General features: G+C 61.9%; 14 protein-coding genes. 11 read left to right on the top strand and 3 right to left on the bottom strand.

Translation table 11 applies throughout. From position 1 onward, the window contains the following. Positions 1-104: 104 nt before the first annotated feature. Positions 105-2,336 (bottom strand): malate synthase G, encoded by a 2,232-nt coding sequence (locus ACZ5VE_RS00945; protein ID WP_464456219.1) that lies wholly within the window; start codon positions 2,334-2,336, stop codon positions 105-107. A gap of 184 nt (positions 2,337-2,520) precedes the next feature. Here ACZ5VE_RS00945 and ACZ5VE_RS00940 point away from each other — a divergent pair, with 184 nt between their 5' ends. Further along, positions 2,521-3,450, top strand: a complete 930-nt coding sequence (locus ACZ5VE_RS00940) for a hydroxymethylglutaryl-CoA lyase (RefSeq protein WP_464456218.1) — start codon at positions 2,521-2,523, stop codon at positions 3,448-3,450. A gap of 71 nt (positions 3,451-3,521) precedes the next feature. Then, the gene (locus ACZ5VE_RS00935; protein ID WP_464456217.1) at positions 3,522-4,448 is read left to right on the top strand and encodes a LysR family transcriptional regulator; all 927 of its coding nucleotides are present in this window, start codon (positions 3,522-3,524) and stop codon (positions 4,446-4,448) included. An 83-nt stretch (positions 4,449-4,531) separates the two neighbouring features. Here the strand turns inward: ACZ5VE_RS00935 and ACZ5VE_RS00930 are convergent, their stop codons facing one another. Then, complete coding sequence (locus tag ACZ5VE_RS00930; RefSeq protein WP_464456216.1) at positions 4,532-4,870, bottom strand: PsiF family protein; 339 nt, start codon at positions 4,868-4,870, stop codon at positions 4,532-4,534. Positions 4,871-5,047: 177 nt separating this feature from the next. On the opposite strand from ACZ5VE_RS00930, the gene argS reads away from it, so the two are divergent. The 9 genes from argS to ACZ5VE_RS00885 all read left to right on the top strand — a co-directional run bounded on the left by argS (position 5,048) and on the right by ACZ5VE_RS00885 (position 13,880). Continuing rightward, positions 5,048-6,745 (top strand): arginine--tRNA ligase, encoded by a 1,698-nt coding sequence (gene argS, locus ACZ5VE_RS00925; protein WP_464456215.1) that lies wholly within the window; start codon positions 5,048-5,050, stop codon positions 6,743-6,745. A 14-nt stretch (positions 6,746-6,759) separates the two neighbouring features. Continuing rightward, complete coding sequence (locus ACZ5VE_RS00920) at positions 6,760-7,413, top strand: SPOR domain-containing protein (protein WP_464456214.1); 654 nt, start codon at positions 6,760-6,762, stop codon at positions 7,411-7,413. A 28-nt stretch (positions 7,414-7,441) separates the two neighbouring features. Next, positions 7,442-8,116 (top strand): thiol:disulfide interchange protein DsbA/DsbL, encoded by a 675-nt coding sequence (locus tag ACZ5VE_RS00915; protein WP_464456213.1) that lies wholly within the window; start codon positions 7,442-7,444, stop codon positions 8,114-8,116. Positions 8,117-8,259: 143 nt separating this feature from the next. Next, positions 8,260-8,892 carry a lipopolysaccharide transport periplasmic protein LptA gene (lptA, locus tag ACZ5VE_RS00910; RefSeq protein ID WP_464456212.1) on the top strand — a complete coding sequence of 211 codons (633 nt, stop codon included), beginning with the start codon at positions 8,260-8,262 and terminating at the stop codon, positions 8,890-8,892. After that, positions 8,889-9,647 carry an LPS export ABC transporter ATP-binding protein gene (lptB, locus tag ACZ5VE_RS00905; protein WP_464456211.1) on the top strand — a complete coding sequence of 253 codons (759 nt, stop codon included), beginning with the start codon at positions 8,889-8,891 and terminating at the stop codon, positions 9,645-9,647. The genes lptA and lptB overlap by 4 nt, the downstream gene beginning before the upstream one ends. A gap of 40 nt (positions 9,648-9,687) precedes the next feature. Further along, positions 9,688-11,229, top strand: coding sequence for an RNA polymerase factor sigma-54 (locus tag ACZ5VE_RS00900; RefSeq protein WP_464456210.1), 1,542 nt, complete (start codon positions 9,688-9,690; stop codon positions 11,227-11,229). A 10-nt stretch (positions 11,230-11,239) separates the two neighbouring features. Beyond that, on the top strand, positions 11,240-12,571 hold the full coding sequence (locus ACZ5VE_RS00895; RefSeq protein ID WP_464456209.1) for a THUMP domain-containing class I SAM-dependent RNA methyltransferase: 1,332 nt from the start codon (positions 11,240-11,242) through the stop codon (positions 12,569-12,571). An 80-nt stretch (positions 12,572-12,651) separates the two neighbouring features. Next, positions 12,652-13,047 carry a PIN domain-containing protein gene (locus tag ACZ5VE_RS00890; protein WP_464457411.1) on the top strand — a complete coding sequence of 132 codons (396 nt, stop codon included), beginning with the start codon at positions 12,652-12,654 and terminating at the stop codon, positions 13,045-13,047. Between the two features lie 56 nt (positions 13,048-13,103). Then, a complete protein-coding gene (locus ACZ5VE_RS00885; RefSeq protein ID WP_464456208.1) occupies positions 13,104-13,880 on the top strand; it encodes a YecA/YgfB family protein in 777 nt (258 codons plus the stop codon). 116 nt (positions 13,881-13,996) lie between these two features. Here ACZ5VE_RS00885 and ACZ5VE_RS00880 read toward each other — a convergent pair whose 3' ends face one another. Beyond that, positions 13,997-15,007 (bottom strand): Bug family tripartite tricarboxylate transporter substrate binding protein, encoded by a 1,011-nt coding sequence (locus ACZ5VE_RS00880; RefSeq protein WP_464456207.1) that lies wholly within the window; start codon positions 15,005-15,007, stop codon positions 13,997-13,999. Positions 15,008-15,064: the final 57 nt, after the last annotated feature.

Below are 15,064 nucleotides of genomic sequence, written 5' to 3'. Positions count from 1 at the left end.
CCCTATTTTCAGGCATCCCCGGCATCGCAGTGCATGACACACAGCAAAACGGCTCCCGAAGGAGCCGTTTTTCAAGTGTCAGACCGTGTCCGGTCTGACTGCTTTCAGGCCGCCTTGACCTTCAAGCGCCAGGCGTGCAGCAGTGGCTCGGTGTAGCCGCTGGGTTGGGCCTTGCCTTTGAAGACCAGGTCGCAAGCAGCTTTGTAAGCGGCCGACTTGGCGAAGTTGCCGGCCATGGGTTGGTAAGCGGCATCACCGGCGTTTTGTGCGTCCACCACAGCGGCCATGCGCTCCATGGTTTTGCGAACCTGCTTTTCGGTCACCACACCGTGGTGCAGCCAGTTGGCCATGTGCTGGCTGCTGATGCGCAGCGTGGCACGGTCTTCCATAAGGCCCACGCCATTGATATCGGGCACCTTGGAGCAACCCACACCCTGGTCGACCCAGCGCACCACATAACCCAGGATGCCCTGGGCGTTGTTGTCGAGTTCCTTTTGCTTGTCTTCTTCGGACCAGTTGGCGGCGTCTTTGGCAACGACCGGGAACTGCAGCAACTGGTTGAGGGTGGCTTCGCGCAATTCTTTGGCGTCTTGCTTGAGCACGGCCTTTTCCATCTGCTTTTGCAGGGCAGGCACGTCCACCTGGTGGTAGTGCATGGCGTGCAGCGTGGCGGCGGTGGGGCTGGGCACCCAAGCGGTGTTGGCACCGGCCAGGGGGTGGCCGATCTTGGCTTTCAACATGTCGGCCATCAGGTCGGGCATGGCCCACATGCCTTTGCCGATCTGGGCGCGACCGCGCAGGCCGCAGGCCAGACCCACGTTGACGTTGTTTTTCTCGTAAGCACCCAGCCAGACGCTGTTCTTGATGTCGCCCTTGCGCATGACGGGGCCAGCCAGCATACAGGTGTGCATTTCGTCACCGGTGCGGTCCAGGAAGCCGGTGTTGATGAAGGCCACGCGGCTCTTGGCTGCGGCAATGCAAGCCTTCAGGTTGGCGCTGGTGCGGCGCTCTTCGTCCATGATGCCCAGCTTGACGGTGGAGGGCTTCATGCCGATGACTTTTTCGACGCGGCCAAACAGCTCGTCGGCAAAGGCCACTTCGGCCGGGCCGTGCATCTTGGGCTTGACGATGTAGACGCTGCCGGTGCGGCTGTTGCGCAGGGGGTGCGAAGACTTTTTCTGCAAATCGACCAAGGCGCAGGTCACGGTGACCATGGCGTCCAGGATGCCCTCGGGGATCTCTTTGGTGCTGCCGTCGGCGGCTTTGTAGAGGATGGCGGGGTTGGTCATCAGGTGACCGACGTTGCGCACAAACATGAGCGAGCGGCCGTGTAACTTGACGCTGCCCTTGCCCGTGGGTTTAGTGTACTCGCGGTCACCGTTCATGGTGCGCGTGAAGCTCTTGCCGCCCTTTTGCACTTCTTCGCTCAGCGTACCTTGCAAAATGCCCAACCAGTTGGCATAGGCCAGCACTTTGTCGTCGGCGTCCACCGCGGCCACCGAGTCTTCGAGGTCGAGGATGGTGGACAGGGCGCTTTCAGCGATCAGGTCGGACACGCCCGCCGGGTCGGTCTTGCCGATGGGGGTGGACTTGTTGATTTGCAGATCGAGGTGGATGCCGTTGTGCACGAACAGCACAGATGCGGGGGCCTTGGCATCGCCGGTGTAACCGACAAACTGCTTGGCGTCGGCCAGCGTGGTGCTCTTGCCATTGGCCAGGGTCACGACCAACTTGCCTGCTTTGACGGCGTAGCCCTTGCTGCCCACATGCGAGCCGGTCTTGAGCGGCGCACAGCGGTCGAGCACGTTGCGGCAGTAGTCGATGACCTTGGCACCGCGCTGGGGGTTGTAGCCGGTGCCTTTTTCGCAACCATCGGCCTCAGAGATCGCGTCGGTGCCGTACAGCGCGTCATACAAGCTGCCCCAACGGGCGTTGGCGGCGTTCAGGGCGTAGCGGGCATTCAAGATCGGCACCACCAGCTGCGGGCCAGCCAGCTTGGCCAGCTCGGCGTCCACGTTGGCGGTGGTGGCCTGAGCATTGCGCGGCTCGGGCACCAGGTAACCAATTTGCGAAAGGTATTTGCGGTAGGCCTTCATGGCCTTGCCTTCGCTGACCGGGCCGGGGTTGGCCGTGTGCCACTCGTCCATGGCGGTCTGGATGCGGTCACGCTCGGCCAGCAGCGCGATGTTTTTCGGGGCCAGGTCGGCCACGATGTCGTTGAAGCCTTTCCAGAACACGTCTTTGTCCACGCCGGTGGCGGGCAGCATCTGGTCGTTGATGAAACTCAGCAGGGGGTTGGCCACTTGCAGGTTGTGGATCGCGGTGCGTGCAGTCATGGAAACCTCGAAAGGATGTTGAAAAACAGGAAATCGGTCATTGAATGGACACTGCCATTGGACAAGGCAAGCGCATCCATTCAGTGAGAAAGGACTTTATTCTAAGTTTGCATGCAGATAAACACGTTCAAAAGCCATAAACCCATGACTTTTCCGCACAAATCCACTGTTGTTTAATCGTGTCATGACCAACATCTATGTCCCTGAGGTCCTGATCAGCGAAGTGGGCCCACGCGATGGCCTGCAGTCGGTCAAAGCCACCATGCCCACCGCCGACAAGCTGCGCTGGATCGATGCACTGGCAGCTGCTGGGCTGCGCGAGATCGAAGTCGCCTCGTTCGTGCCCGCCCAACTGCTACCGCAAATGGCCGATGCAGCGCAAGTGGTGCAGCATGCCTTGCGCCACACAGGCGTGCGGGTGATGGCCCTGGTGCCCAACCTGCGGGGCGCCCAAGCGGCACTTCAAGCGGGCGCACAAAAGCTCACCCTCCCGGTATCGGCCAGCCCTGCGCACTCCATGGCCAACGTGCGCAAGACGCCCGAAGCCATGGTCGAAGAGGTCAAGGCGGTTTTGCGCTTGCGCGACGAGATCGCGCCGGGCGTGCCCGTTGAGGTGGGCATGTCCACCGCCTTTGGCTGCACCTTGCAAGGGGCAGTCCCCGAAGACGATGTGGTCCGCCTGGCGGTGTTGCTGGCAGAAACGGGCGTGGACGAGATTGGCCTGTCGGACACCACGGGCATGGGCAACCCGGCGCAAGTGAGTCGCTTGTTCAAGCGCCTGTTTCAAGAAATCGGCGCTCTCACAGGCTCGGCCCACATGCACAACACCCGGGGGCTCGGCCTGGCCAATTGCCTGGCCGCTTACGAATCGGGCGTGCGCACCTTCGACAGTTCACTCGGCGGCCTGGGCGGCTGCCCTTATGCGCCAGGGGCATCGGGCAATGTGGTGACCGAAGATTTGGTTTTCATGTTCGAGGCCATGGGCGTGTCCACTGGAATCGACCTGACCCAACTCATGGCCGCACGCGCCCCACTGCAAGCCGGGCTGCCTGGCGAGCCCATCTATGGCATGACGCCCGAGGCGGGCCTGCCCAAGGGCTGGCCCGGCTATTGAGCACCTCTGCACACACCAATCACCCACGGCGGCGGCAGCATTGCAACCTTGAACCCGCATAATCGGGGCGCATGGACAAGCTCAAAGCCTTCGAAACCTTCGTCTCGGTTGCCACCAAAGGCAGCCTGACCGCCGCCGCCCGGGCCGAGGGCGTGGCCCCGGCCATCATTGGCCGCAGACTCGATGCGCTGGAAGAAAACCTGGGCGTGAAGCTGCTGGTGCGCACCACCCGGCGCATCACCCTGACCCACGAAGGCAGCGCTTTTCTGGAGGATTGTCAGCGCTTGCTCTCCGATGTGGCCAACGCCGAAGCCAGTGTGTCAGCAGGCGGCGTGAAGGCCAGTGGGCATTTGCGCATCACCGCCCCGGCCGGTTTCGGCCGCCGCCATGTGGCCCCGCTGGTGCCGCGTTTTCGCGAACTGCACCCCGATGTGTCGATTTCGCTCAACCTGAGCGACCGGGTGGTGGACCTCGCGGCCGAGGGTTTTGACTGCGCCGTGCGCGTGGGCGACATGCCCGACTCGTCTCTGGTGAGCGTGCGCATGGCCGACAACCGCCGCCTGTGCGTCGCGACCCCGGCTTACCTGGCGCGGCGCGGCACGCCTTTGCAGCCCTCCGACCTGTTGCAGCACGATTGCCTGACCTTGTCGAGCGATGCCTCACAAACCCGAGGCTGGGCTTTTCGCACGCCAACCGAACCGGGCCACGAAGTCACACACCTGCGCCCCGGTGGTCCGCTCGACTGTTCGGACGGCCAAGTGCTGCATGACTGGTGCCTGGCGGGCTACGGCATTGCCTGGCGCAGCACCTGGGAAGTCGAAAGCGAAATCCAGTCGGGCCAGCTGGTGGCGGTGCTGGAAGACTTTGCCGCCCCGCCCAACGGCATCTTTGTGGTGTTCCCGCAGCGCAAGCACTTGCCATTGCGGGTGAGGCTGTGGATTGACTACCTGAAACACCACTACGCTCAAGCCGGTTACTGGCAAACAAGCCTCAATTGATCCCCTGCGGGCACAAAAAAGCCCGGACAAGCCGGGCCGATGTACTTCAGGCAGGAAAGGCGTGCGCTTTCTACGCCCTCAGATCACTTTTTCAGGCATTCAGACATGAAAGCCTTGCGCTCATCGCCTTTTTTGCCCGCGGCTTCAGCGTTGCAAGTTTTCATCTTGCTTTGCTGTTTTTCTTGTTTATTGGCACTCAGACAATCTTTCATGAAGGCTTTGCGCTCATCGCCCTTTTTGCCTTCGGCCGACTTGTTGCAGGTGGCCATTTTGCTTTGCTGAGGGGTTTTTTCTGCGGCGGGGGCCGACGCGGCAGCAGCGGGTGCAGCAGCAGAAGCCGCATTGGCAGCGGGACCCGCAGCGAAAGCCATGCCAGAAACCAAGGCAAAACCCAAAGCAGCAACAGAGATGGAATGACGCATGAATGAACTCCCAAAAAGATGATCAATGCTGCACGGATGTGCAGACCCTTCATTAACGCGCAAAAACCGCCGCAGGTCGACACCCCTTGTGAGCAACTGTAATGGCCGCACAGAAAAACGCCCCCTGCTGCAGGCACCCCGGCGGCAAGCCACCCCATCCCCGTAAAATCGCTCCCTATGCTTTCTGCCAAACAACATTTGCTCACGGCCCTGGCCGCAGAGCTTGAAAAACTCCAACCCGGCGCCGGTGCGCGCGCGGCATTTGAATCCCCCAAAGTGGCCTCCCACGGTGACCTGGCTTGCACGGCCGCCATGCAACTGGCCAAGGCCCTCAAGCAAAACCCCAGGCAGCTGTCCGAAACCCTGCGCACGGCCTTGTTGTTGACGCCCGCATTTGAACGCTGGGTGGACGCGATCGAGATCGCCGGGCCAGGCTTCATCAACATCCGTCTCAAGGACGCGGCCAAGCAGGCGGTGGTCCACGAGGTGCTGCAAGCCGGTGCCGACTTTGGCAGCCAAAGCGCCAAAACCGACAAAGTGCTGGTCGAGTTCGTCTCGGCCAACCCCACCGGCCCCCTGCATGTGGGCCATGGCCGCCAAGCCGCCTTGGGCGACGCGATCTGCAACCTGCTGGCCACACAGGGGCAGCAGGTCTACCGCGAGTTTTATTACAACGATGCGGGCGTGCAGATTGGCACTTTGGCCAACTCCACCCAGCTGCGCGCCAAGGGCTTCAAGCCGGGCGATGCCGAGTGGCCCAGTGGCGAAAATGCACCGGCTTACAACGGTGACTACATCCAGGACATCGCCAACGACTTCATGGCTAAAAAGACCGTCAAGTCCGATGACCGCGAATTCACAGGCAGCGGTGACTTGAACGATCTGGACGGCATGCGCCTGTTTGCCGTGGCCTACCTGCGCCACGAGCAAGACCTGGACTTGAAGGCCTTTGATGTCCAGTTTGACAACTATTACCTGGAGTCGAGCCTCTACACCAGCGGCAAGGTCGACGCCGCCGTGCAAAAACTGCGCGAAGCGGGTAAGACCTATGAGCACGACGGTGCGCTGTGGCTCAAGTCCACCGACTACGGTGACGACAAGGACCGCGTCATGCGCAAGGGCGACGGGACCTACACCTACTTTGTGCCCGATGTGGCCTACCACATCACCAAATGGGAGCGCGGTTTTGGCCGTGTGGTGAACATCCAGGGCACCGACCACCACGGCACGATTGCCCGGGTGCGCGCAGGCCTGCAGGCTGCAGGCGTGGGCATTCCCGAGGGCTACCCCGACTACGTTCTGCACACCATGGTGCGCGTGATGCGGGGCGGCGAAGAGGTCAAGATCTCCAAGCGTGCCGGCAGCTATGTCACGCTGCGCGACCTGATCGAGTGGACCAGCAAGGACGCGGTGCGCTTCTTCTTGCTGTCGCGCAAGCCCGACACCGAATACATCTTCGACATCGACCTGGCGCTGGCGCAAAACAACGACAACCCGGTCTATTACGTGCAGTACGCCCACGCCCGCATCTGCTCGGTGCTGGCCGCTTGGAAAGAAAAAGACGGTGGCGATGTGGCCACCTTGGCCAAGGCCGATTTGTCGCCACTGCAAAGCCCGCAAGCCCATGCGCTCATGCTGGCTTTGGCCAAGTACCCCGAGATGCTGACGTCTGCGGCCACCGACTTTGCGCCGCACGACGTGACCTTTTACCTGCGCGACCTGGCCTCGCTGTACCACAGCTATTACGACGCCGAGCGCATCCTGGTGGACGACGAAGCGGTCAAGACCGCCCGCCTGGCCCTGGTCGCGGCCACCGCACAGGTGCTCAAAAATGGCCTGCAAGTACTGGGCGTGTCAGCACCCCAAAAAATGTGAACGGACTCAACAGCATGCAACTCCACCCCCAACGCGGCGGTACTTTTCTGGGCTTCATCATCGGGCTGGTGCTCGGTCTGGGTGTGGCTTTGGCTGTGGCCGTTTATGTGACCAAGGTGCCCACACCTTTTTCCAACAAAAACCAGCCACGCACCAACGACCAGGACGTGCAGGAAAGCCAGAAAAACAAGGATTGGAATCCGAACGGTGTGTTCCAGCCCAAACCACCCGCAGAGGTGCCCGCAAGCACCACCGCCACACCCGCACCGAATGCCGTCGCCGACAAACCCGCGCCCACGGCACCTGTCAAAAGCACACCCGAAGTCAGCAAGACCGAGCCGCGTCCAGCGGTCACTGCCGACCCTTTGGCTGATTTGGCCAAATCCAAGTCGGGGCTCTCAACCCCTGCCGCCCCCAGCGCCAGTGCCGATCCGTTTGACTACGTCATCCAGGTCGGCGCTTACCGGACCAGCAACGACGCCGATGCCCAAAAAGCCAAGCTGGCCATGATGGGCCTGGATGCCAAGGTCTCTGAGCGAGATCAAGCCGGCCGCACCATCTTCCGTGTACGCTTGGGCCCCTTTGCAGACAAAGCCGCCGCTGAAAAGATTCGCACCCGCCTGGAGGGCAGCGGCATTGAAAACACCTTGGTGCGTGTTCAGCGCTGAACCCACCCTTCATGATCTGGAGCACCCCATGAAACGCCGTTTCTTCTCTACCGCCTTGGTGACTGCCTCCGCGTGGCTCAGCACCTCTGCCGCCTGGGCCCAAGCTGTTGTGTTCAAGTCCGGCAAAGACTTCTTGACGCTGGACCGTCCTGTGGCCACCGAAGCGGGCACAGGCAAAGTCGAAGTCATCGAGTTCTTTTGGTACAGCTGCCCCCACTGCAATGCGTTTGAGCCCACCTTTGCCCAATGGGTCAAAAATGCGCCCAAGGATGTGGTGGTGCGCCGCATCCCAGTGTCTTTCCGCGACGACTTTGCGCCGCAGCAGCGCCTGTTTTTCACGCTCGAAGCCATGAATTTGCTCGACACCCTGCATGCCAAGGTGTTTGCTGCGGTCCATATTGAAAAGCTGCCACTCAACACCGATGCCAGCGTGCTGGCCTGGGCAGACAAGCAGCCCTTGGACAAAGTCAAGTTCAACGAGATCTACAAATCGTTTGGCCTGGCCAGCAAACTCAAGCGTGCGGTCCAATTGCAAAACGACTTCAAAGTCGAAGGCGTGCCCTCCTTGGGGGTGGCCGGCCGCTATTACGTGGACGGCACACTGGCTGGCAGCATGGAGCAAGCGCTGAAAGTGGCAGAAGCCCTGATCGCCCAGTCGCGCCCTGCCCAAAGCACCGCCAAAGCAGCCAAGAAGAAAAACTGAGCCTGCGCCAGCAGGCCCAACCCAAGCCCGCGGGTGAGTCACCTGAGCGGGCTTTTTTTATGCCTTGGCACACGCAGCAAGAGCGATCTGCTCGCTCTTGCCTCTACAATCAAAATTCGTCATCAGCAAGATTCATGCCCCCAATGACAATTCTCCGAACCATCAGCCTCCTCGCCGCAGCGCTGAGCTTGTTTTGCACGCCTGCCTGGGCCGAAAAAGCCGACCGAGACAAGCCCATGCTCATTGAGGCGGATGCGATGCGCCACGACGAAAACAAGCTGCTCACCCATTTCATCGGCAACGTGGTCGCTTTCAAGGGCACCATGGTGCTGCGCGGTGCGCGCATGGAAGTGCAACAAGACAAACAAGGCCAACAAGTGGCTCACGTCTGGGCGGCGCCCAAAGAACGGGTGTTCTTTCGCCAGAAACGCGAAGGGGTCGACGAGTTCACCGAAGGCGAAGGCGAAATGGCCATTTACGACAGCCAGGCCGATGTGGTGACACTGATCCAGCGGGCAGAGGTCCGGATTTTGCGCGGCACGGAATTGGCCGACCAAATCAATGGCGAAAAAATCGTCTTCAACAACACCACCGAAGTGATGACCGTTGATGCCCCCCCCAAAGGTGCCAAAGCCACAGACCCGCGCGACCAACGTGTGCGCGCTGTGCTGACCCCCCGGAAAACGGTCACGCCGTCGCCCCCCACAACGGCACCGACTTCGGCAGCCCCCGCACTGCGGACCAGCCCGAGTGCAGGCGAAAGTCAAAAACCATGAGCGAGCCACTGGTGACCAGTCGACTGGAAGCACACCACCTGAAAAAGGCCTATGGCAGCCGCAAGGTGGTGCACGATGTCTCCGTGCAGGTAGGCAAGGGCGAAGTGGTCGGTCTGCTGGGCCCCAACGGCGCTGGCAAAACCACCTCGTTTTACATGATCGTGGGCTTGGTCCGCGGTGATGGCGGCCAGATACTGATCGACGGCGAAGACGTGACGCGCATGCCCATCCACAAGCGCTCACGCATGGGTTTGTCTTATCTGCCGCAAGAAGCCTCCATCTTTCGCAAGTTGAGCGTGGCCGACAACGTGCGTGCCATTCTGGAGCTGCAAACCGATGCACAAGGCCAGGCACTGCCGCAGGCCGACATTGAAAAACGCCTGAGTGAACTGCTGGCCGACCTGCGGGTGGACCATCTGCGCGACTCGCCCGCCGTGGCCTTGTCTGGCGGCGAACGACGCCGGGTCGAGATTGCACGCGCCTTGGCCACCGACCCGCGCTTCATCTTGCTGGACGAACCCTTTGCCGGCATCGACCCGATCGCCGTCATCGAAATCCAGCGCATCATTGCCTTCCTCAAGCAACGTGGCATTGGTGTGCTCATCACCGACCACAACGTGCGCGAGACCTTGGGCATTTGCGACCACGCCTACATCATCAGCGAAGGCCGCGTGCTGGCGGCTGGCACCCCCGAAGAGATCGTGTCCAACACCGAGGTGCGCCGGGTGTACCTGGGCGAACACTTCCGAATGTGATGAACCGCATACCGTCCGCACACTACCTGAAAGCACAGCCATGAAACCCGGTCTGTCGCTTCGCATGTCCCAGCACCTGGCGCTGACGCCCCAGTTGCAACAATCGATCCGCCTGCTGCAACTGTCCACGCTGGAGTTGTCACAAGAGGTCGACCAGATGCTGGACGACAACCCGTTTTTGGAGCGCAGCGAAGAAGAAGCCCCCATGGAGGCTTTTGGCCTGGACCAGACCGACACCCGAGTGAGTCTGGGCGACCGCGTCAGTGAAACAGCCAGCACGGCCAGCAGCAGCGATGACAGCGCCAGCGAAACCCGTGACGAAGCCGTGACCGATGTGGCCGAAAGCTGGGACGGCGACGGCAGCGTGGACATGCGCCCCGACGACAGCGAATGGGGCGGCGACGCCGGACCACGCCAGAACAACGGCGAAGAAACCGCCGACGCCATCGACCTGGCCCGCAGCAGCGGCTCGCTCACCGACTTTTTGCACCGCCAGGCCTTGTCGCTGCGCCTGTCCGAGATTGACCGCGCGGCCCTGCGCTTTCTGATCGAGTCGCTCAACGACGATGGCTACCTGACCGACACCCTGCCCGAGCTGGCCGCCAGTCTGGCAGGCAGCGAGGACTACGAACAACTGGACGAACTGGTGCACCGCTTCACCGTGGCGCTGGGTTTGCTGCAATCGCTCGAACCGGTGGGCGTGGGTGCCCGCGACTTGGCCGAGTGCATGCGCATCCAGATCAAGGCCTTGCTCAAAGACGCACCCGACGACGAAGTCACCCAGGCCGCACTGGCCGTGTGTGCCCAGCCGCTGGAAATGCTGGCCAAACGCGACTTCAAGCGCCTGGCCGTGGCCTGCGGCCTGAGCGAAGCCATGGTCAAAGCCGCCATCCCGTTCATTGCCCGGCTGGAGCCCAAACCCGGCCGCCCGTTTGCGCAGGCCGAACAAAACATCGTCATTCCCGACGTGCTGGTGGTGAACACCAGCAAGACGGCCACGCCCAAATTCCGCATCCAGCTCAACCCCGACGTGATGCCCAAGCTGCGCGTGCACGACATCTATGCCAACGCGCTGCGTGGCAGCAAAGGCTCGTCACACGCGGGCTTGCAACAACGCCTGCAAGAAGCCCGCTGGTTCATCAAGAACATCCAGCAGCGCTTTGACACGATCCTGCGTGTGTCCACCGCCATCGTCGAGCGGCAAAAGAACTTTTTGACGCACGGCGAGCTGGCCATGCGCCCGCTGGTGCTGCGCGAAATCGCTGACGAGTTGGGCATGCACGAGTCCACCATCAGCCGTGTGACCACGGCCAAATACATGTCCACGCCGCAAGGCACGTTTGAGCTGAAGTATTTCTTTGGCTCGGGCCTGGGCACCGACAGCGGCAGCGCGGCATCGAGCACCGCCGTGCGCGCGCTGATCAAGCAGTTTGTGGCGGCCGAAAAACCGGCCAAACCCCTGTCTGACAACCAGATTTCCGAAATGCTGAAAGAGCAAGGCATCGACTGCGCCCGGCGCACGGTGGCCAAATACCGCGAAGCCCTGAAGATCGCGCCTGCGAACCTGCGCAAAACCCTTTGAGAGTATTCGAGTGAATTCATTGAACCTGTTCATGCCTTGCGCCGCTGGCGTCGAGGGCTTTTTGGCCGACGAGGTCCACGCCATCACGGGGCTGACCGGCCATGACCTGATGACCGGACGCGGCGGCGTGATGGCCCGCGCCTCCTGGCGCGACGCCATGCGCATCAACCTGCACAGCCGCCTGACCCAGCGCGTGCTGGTGCAGCTGTCGGTGACCGACTACCGCAACGAAAACGACCTGTACAACGCCGCCAGCGAAGTGGCCTGGGAAATCTGGTTCACACCCAAACAAACCTTCAAAATCGACATCACGGCGCAACACAGCCCGCTGACCAGCCTGAACTTTGCGGCCCTCAAAATAAAAGACGCGGTGGCCGACCGTTTTCGCGCCAAACGCGGCGAGCGCCCCAGCGTGGACACCACCTGGCCCGATGTGCGCATTTATGCCCACGTCACGCCCGAAACCCTCACGCTCTACATCGACACCTCGGGTGAGCCGCTGTTCAAGCGCGGCTGGCGCACCGACAAGGGCGACGCGCCTTTGAAGGAAACCCTGGCCGCCGCCATGATCGCGGCCAGTGGCTGGGACGCCACCGTGCCTTTGTATGACCCCTGCTGCGGCAGCGGCACCATCCCGATCGAAGCGGCTCAAATCGCCTGCGGCATTGCCCCCGGTTTGCAGCGGCGCTTTGGTTTTGAAAAGCTATTGCCCTTCCAGAACCACGTGTGGCAAGGCCTGATCGAAGAAGCCCGCGATCTGGAGCACGAACCCACCGCGCCCATCTTTGGCAGCGACGTGGCCTTCCGCATGGTTGACTTTGCCGAGCGCAATGCCGAGCGCGCAGGGGTGTCGGGCGTGATCGAGTTCCGGGGTGGCGACGCGTTGCAACGCATGCCGCCTTGCGAAACACCCGGCATCATGCTGCTCAACCCACCTTATGGCGAGCGGATCGCCGCAGCGGGTGTGGCCGGGCGCGGGCGTGACAACTTCCAACCTGGTGCCCTTTCGGATGCCCGTGCAAGTTCCCGTGCCGCCGACCAAAGCCACCACCGCGAAACCGCCCAGACCGACGACGGCGGCGACTTCTTTGCCCAACTGGCCAGCCACTGGAAGAAGAACTACAGCGGCTGGAGCGCCTGGATGCTCACGCCCGACCTGAAGCTGCCCGGCAAAATGCGCCTGAAAGAATCGCGCCGCGTGCCCATGTGGAACGGTCCCATCGAATGCCGCCTGTTCCGCTTTGACATGATCAAGGGCAGCTTGAAGCGCACGCCCAACGATGGCCCCAACAGCCCAGCGGGCACGCCCGAACCCGACACATCGGGAACGTCTGCCCCATGAGCCTGGAGGTGAGCGTTGAGGTGGGCACGGTTCTGAGCGAATGTCTGAGTGCAGACTTCGCTCAAGCCCCAACACGCTGCGTGCTGGACACCAACATCGTGCTCGACCTGTGGGTGTTTGACGAACCCAAGGCCGAAGTCCTGCGAGTGAGCGTCGAAACCGGCCGCACGCACTGGCTGGCCACCGCCGCCATGCGCGAGGAGCTGGCCCGCGTGCTGGCCTACCCGCAAATCGCCAAGCGCCTGACGCACCGCGAACTGCCTGCCAGCGCCGTGCTCAGCCACTTTGACCGCCACGCCCAGCTGCACCCCGACGCGCCCAAAGCCGAATACGTCTGCAAAGACCCCGACGACCAAAAGTTCATCGACCTGGCCGTCGCCCACACCGCCGCCCTGCACAGCAAAGACGCACAAGTGCTCTGCATGAAAAACCGCCTGGCCCGCTGCGGCGTGGTGATGAACCCGGTCACGCCCTGAACCGGTCGCCAGCCGACGCTCCTCCTACAATCCTCGCATTGCAAAAGGAACACCCCATGAACACGACTGCTGGCTTGGAAGCCGAAGACTTTGACACCCTGGACAACATCCTGGACGACCTGCGCGAGCGCTTTGAAGAGACGCCCCAGTGGGAATTTTGCGAAGGCTTCATGGCCGCGCTGGTTTGCTGCCGCCGCCCGCTGGCAGAAAACGAGTGGCTGCCGATGCTGCTGGGCATTGACGCGGACGATGCAGAAGGCGGCAGCTTTGCCGACGACGCTCAGCGCCAGCAGTTCATGGCTTTGTGGCAGCGCCGCTTTGACGAGATCAAGCTCGCACTCGACACCCCCGTGGAAGCGCTGGACGACGACAAGGCCTATGCCCCGGAGGTGATGGATGTGCGCGGTGCGATTGCGTCGCTGCCACCCGAGGAACGCGCCGAGATTGACGACAGCGAGATTCCGTCGTTTGCCCAAGTCTGGGCGCTGGGCTTCATGTTCGCAGTAGAAAACTGGCCCGAAGAGTGGGCTGCGCCCAAAGACAAAGAGGCCACCAAGTGGCATGACTTGTCGCTCGAAGCCGTCGTGGCCCTGACCGAAGACGACACCGATGTGCCCACCTTGTCGGCCTTGTCAGAAGACGGCCCACCCAGCGTGAGCGAAAACCGCCTGAACGCTTATGGCGAAGCGCTGTGGGCGGTGTACGACCTGCGCGAGATCTGGCGCAACATTGGCCCGCGTGTGGCCCAGGTCATCAAAGAAGCCACGCCCGGGCGCAACGATGCGTGTTCGTGCGGCAGCGGTAAGAAATACAAGAAGTGCTGCGGGGCTTGAGCGAGTGCTGTGGTCTGCGGGCCATCGCTTGCAGGCAAGCTCCTAGAAAAAACCGGCGCACCGTCGTAGCCTGCCCCGCAAACGGTTCTGCCTTGTAGGAGCTTGCCTGCAAGCGATCAGTCGACCTTGGCACCCGAGGCTTTGACGACTTCGGCCCACTTCTTGTGCTCGGCTTCGATCAGCGCAGCAAACTGTGCGGGCGTGTTGCCGCTGGGGATAGCGCCCAAGGTGGCCAGGCGTTCTTTCATGGCAGGTGTGGCGAGCGACTTGGCGACTTCTTGCTGGATGCGGCTGACCACATCAGGGGGCGTGCCTGCGGGGGCCAGCAAGCCAAACCAGCTGCTGGCTTCAAAGCCTTTGAGGCCGGCGGCTTCTTCCACGGTGGGCAAGTCGGGCATGGCGGCTGAGCGCTGGTTGCTGGTCACGGCCAGCGCCTTGAGTTTGCCCGCCTTGATGAGCTGCATGGCCGAGGGCAGGTTGTCGAACATCACGTCCATGCTGCCGCCCGCCAAGTCGAGCAGGGCCGGGCCTGAGCCGCGGTAAGGGATGTGCGCCATGAAGGTGCCCGTTTGCGACTTGAACAGCTCACCCGCCAAATGGATAGAGGTGCCGTTGCCGCTGGAGGCCATGTTCAGCTTGCCGGGGTTGGTTTTGGCGTAACGGATAAAGTCTTTGACGTTGTTGATCTTGTTGGCCGCCGCTTTTTCGGTGTTGACCACCATCACGTTGGGCACGCCCGCGACCAAAGTGATGGGCACAAAGTCCTTGAAGGGGTCATAAGGCAGCTTGGCGTACAAGGCGCGGTTGATGCCGTGCGTGCCCACCGTGCCCATGAGCAGGGTGTAGCCATCGCCCGCCGACTTGGCCACTTGCTCGGCTCCCAGATTGCCGCCCGCACCGCCTTTGTTTTCGACCACGAACTGCTGACCAAAGGCCTTGCCCAAGTCCGGCGCGATGGCGCGGGCCAGGATGTCGGTGGTACCACCGGGTGCGAAAGGCACCACGATCTTGACGGGTTTGTTGGGCCAGGCGGTCTGCGCCCAAGCCGCCGTGGTGGTCGACAACAAGATGGCAGCAGCCACGCCCAACACCGGACGACGCGTGAATGACTTTGAAAAATGGACCATGTTTGCCTCCTTGCAACAGATGCAAACCATGATGCCACCCACCTGCGCAAATGCTGT

It is taken from the genome of Limnohabitans sp. INBF003, assembly GCF_055396645.1.
This window is presented reverse-complemented; position numbering and strand designations above follow the sequence as displayed.

Excerpts from the sequence above, each read along its gene's own strand:
- ACZ5VE_RS00945 (WP_464456219.1), bottom strand. The coding sequence starts at position 2,336 with ATGACTGCACGCACCGCGATCCACAACCTGCAAGTGGCCAACCCCCTG.
- ACZ5VE_RS00940 (WP_464456218.1), top strand. The coding sequence starts at position 2,521 with ATGACCAACATCTATGTCCCTGAGGTCCTGATCAGCGAAGTGGGCCCA.
- ACZ5VE_RS00935 (WP_464456217.1), top strand. The coding sequence starts at position 3,522 with ATGGACAAGCTCAAAGCCTTCGAAACCTTCGTCTCGGTTGCCACCAAA.
- ACZ5VE_RS00930 (WP_464456216.1), bottom strand. The coding sequence starts at position 4,870 with ATGCGTCATTCCATCTCTGTTGCTGCTTTGGGTTTTGCCTTGGTTTCT.
- argS (WP_464456215.1), top strand. The coding sequence starts at position 5,048 with ATGCTTTCTGCCAAACAACATTTGCTCACGGCCCTGGCCGCAGAGCTT.
- ACZ5VE_RS00920 (WP_464456214.1), top strand. The coding sequence starts at position 6,760 with ATGCAACTCCACCCCCAACGCGGCGGTACTTTTCTGGGCTTCATCATC.
- ACZ5VE_RS00915 (WP_464456213.1), top strand. The coding sequence starts at position 7,442 with ATGAAACGCCGTTTCTTCTCTACCGCCTTGGTGACTGCCTCCGCGTGG.
- lptA (WP_464456212.1), top strand. The coding sequence starts at position 8,260 with ATGACAATTCTCCGAACCATCAGCCTCCTCGCCGCAGCGCTGAGCTTG.
- lptB (WP_464456211.1), top strand. The coding sequence starts at position 8,889 with ATGAGCGAGCCACTGGTGACCAGTCGACTGGAAGCACACCACCTGAAA.
- ACZ5VE_RS00900 (WP_464456210.1), top strand. The coding sequence starts at position 9,688 with ATGAAACCCGGTCTGTCGCTTCGCATGTCCCAGCACCTGGCGCTGACG.
- ACZ5VE_RS00885 (WP_464456208.1), top strand. The coding sequence starts at position 13,104 with ATGAACACGACTGCTGGCTTGGAAGCCGAAGACTTTGACACCCTGGAC.
- ACZ5VE_RS00880 (WP_464456207.1), bottom strand. The coding sequence starts at position 15,007 with ATGGTCCATTTTTCAAAGTCATTCACGCGTCGTCCGGTGTTGGGCGTG.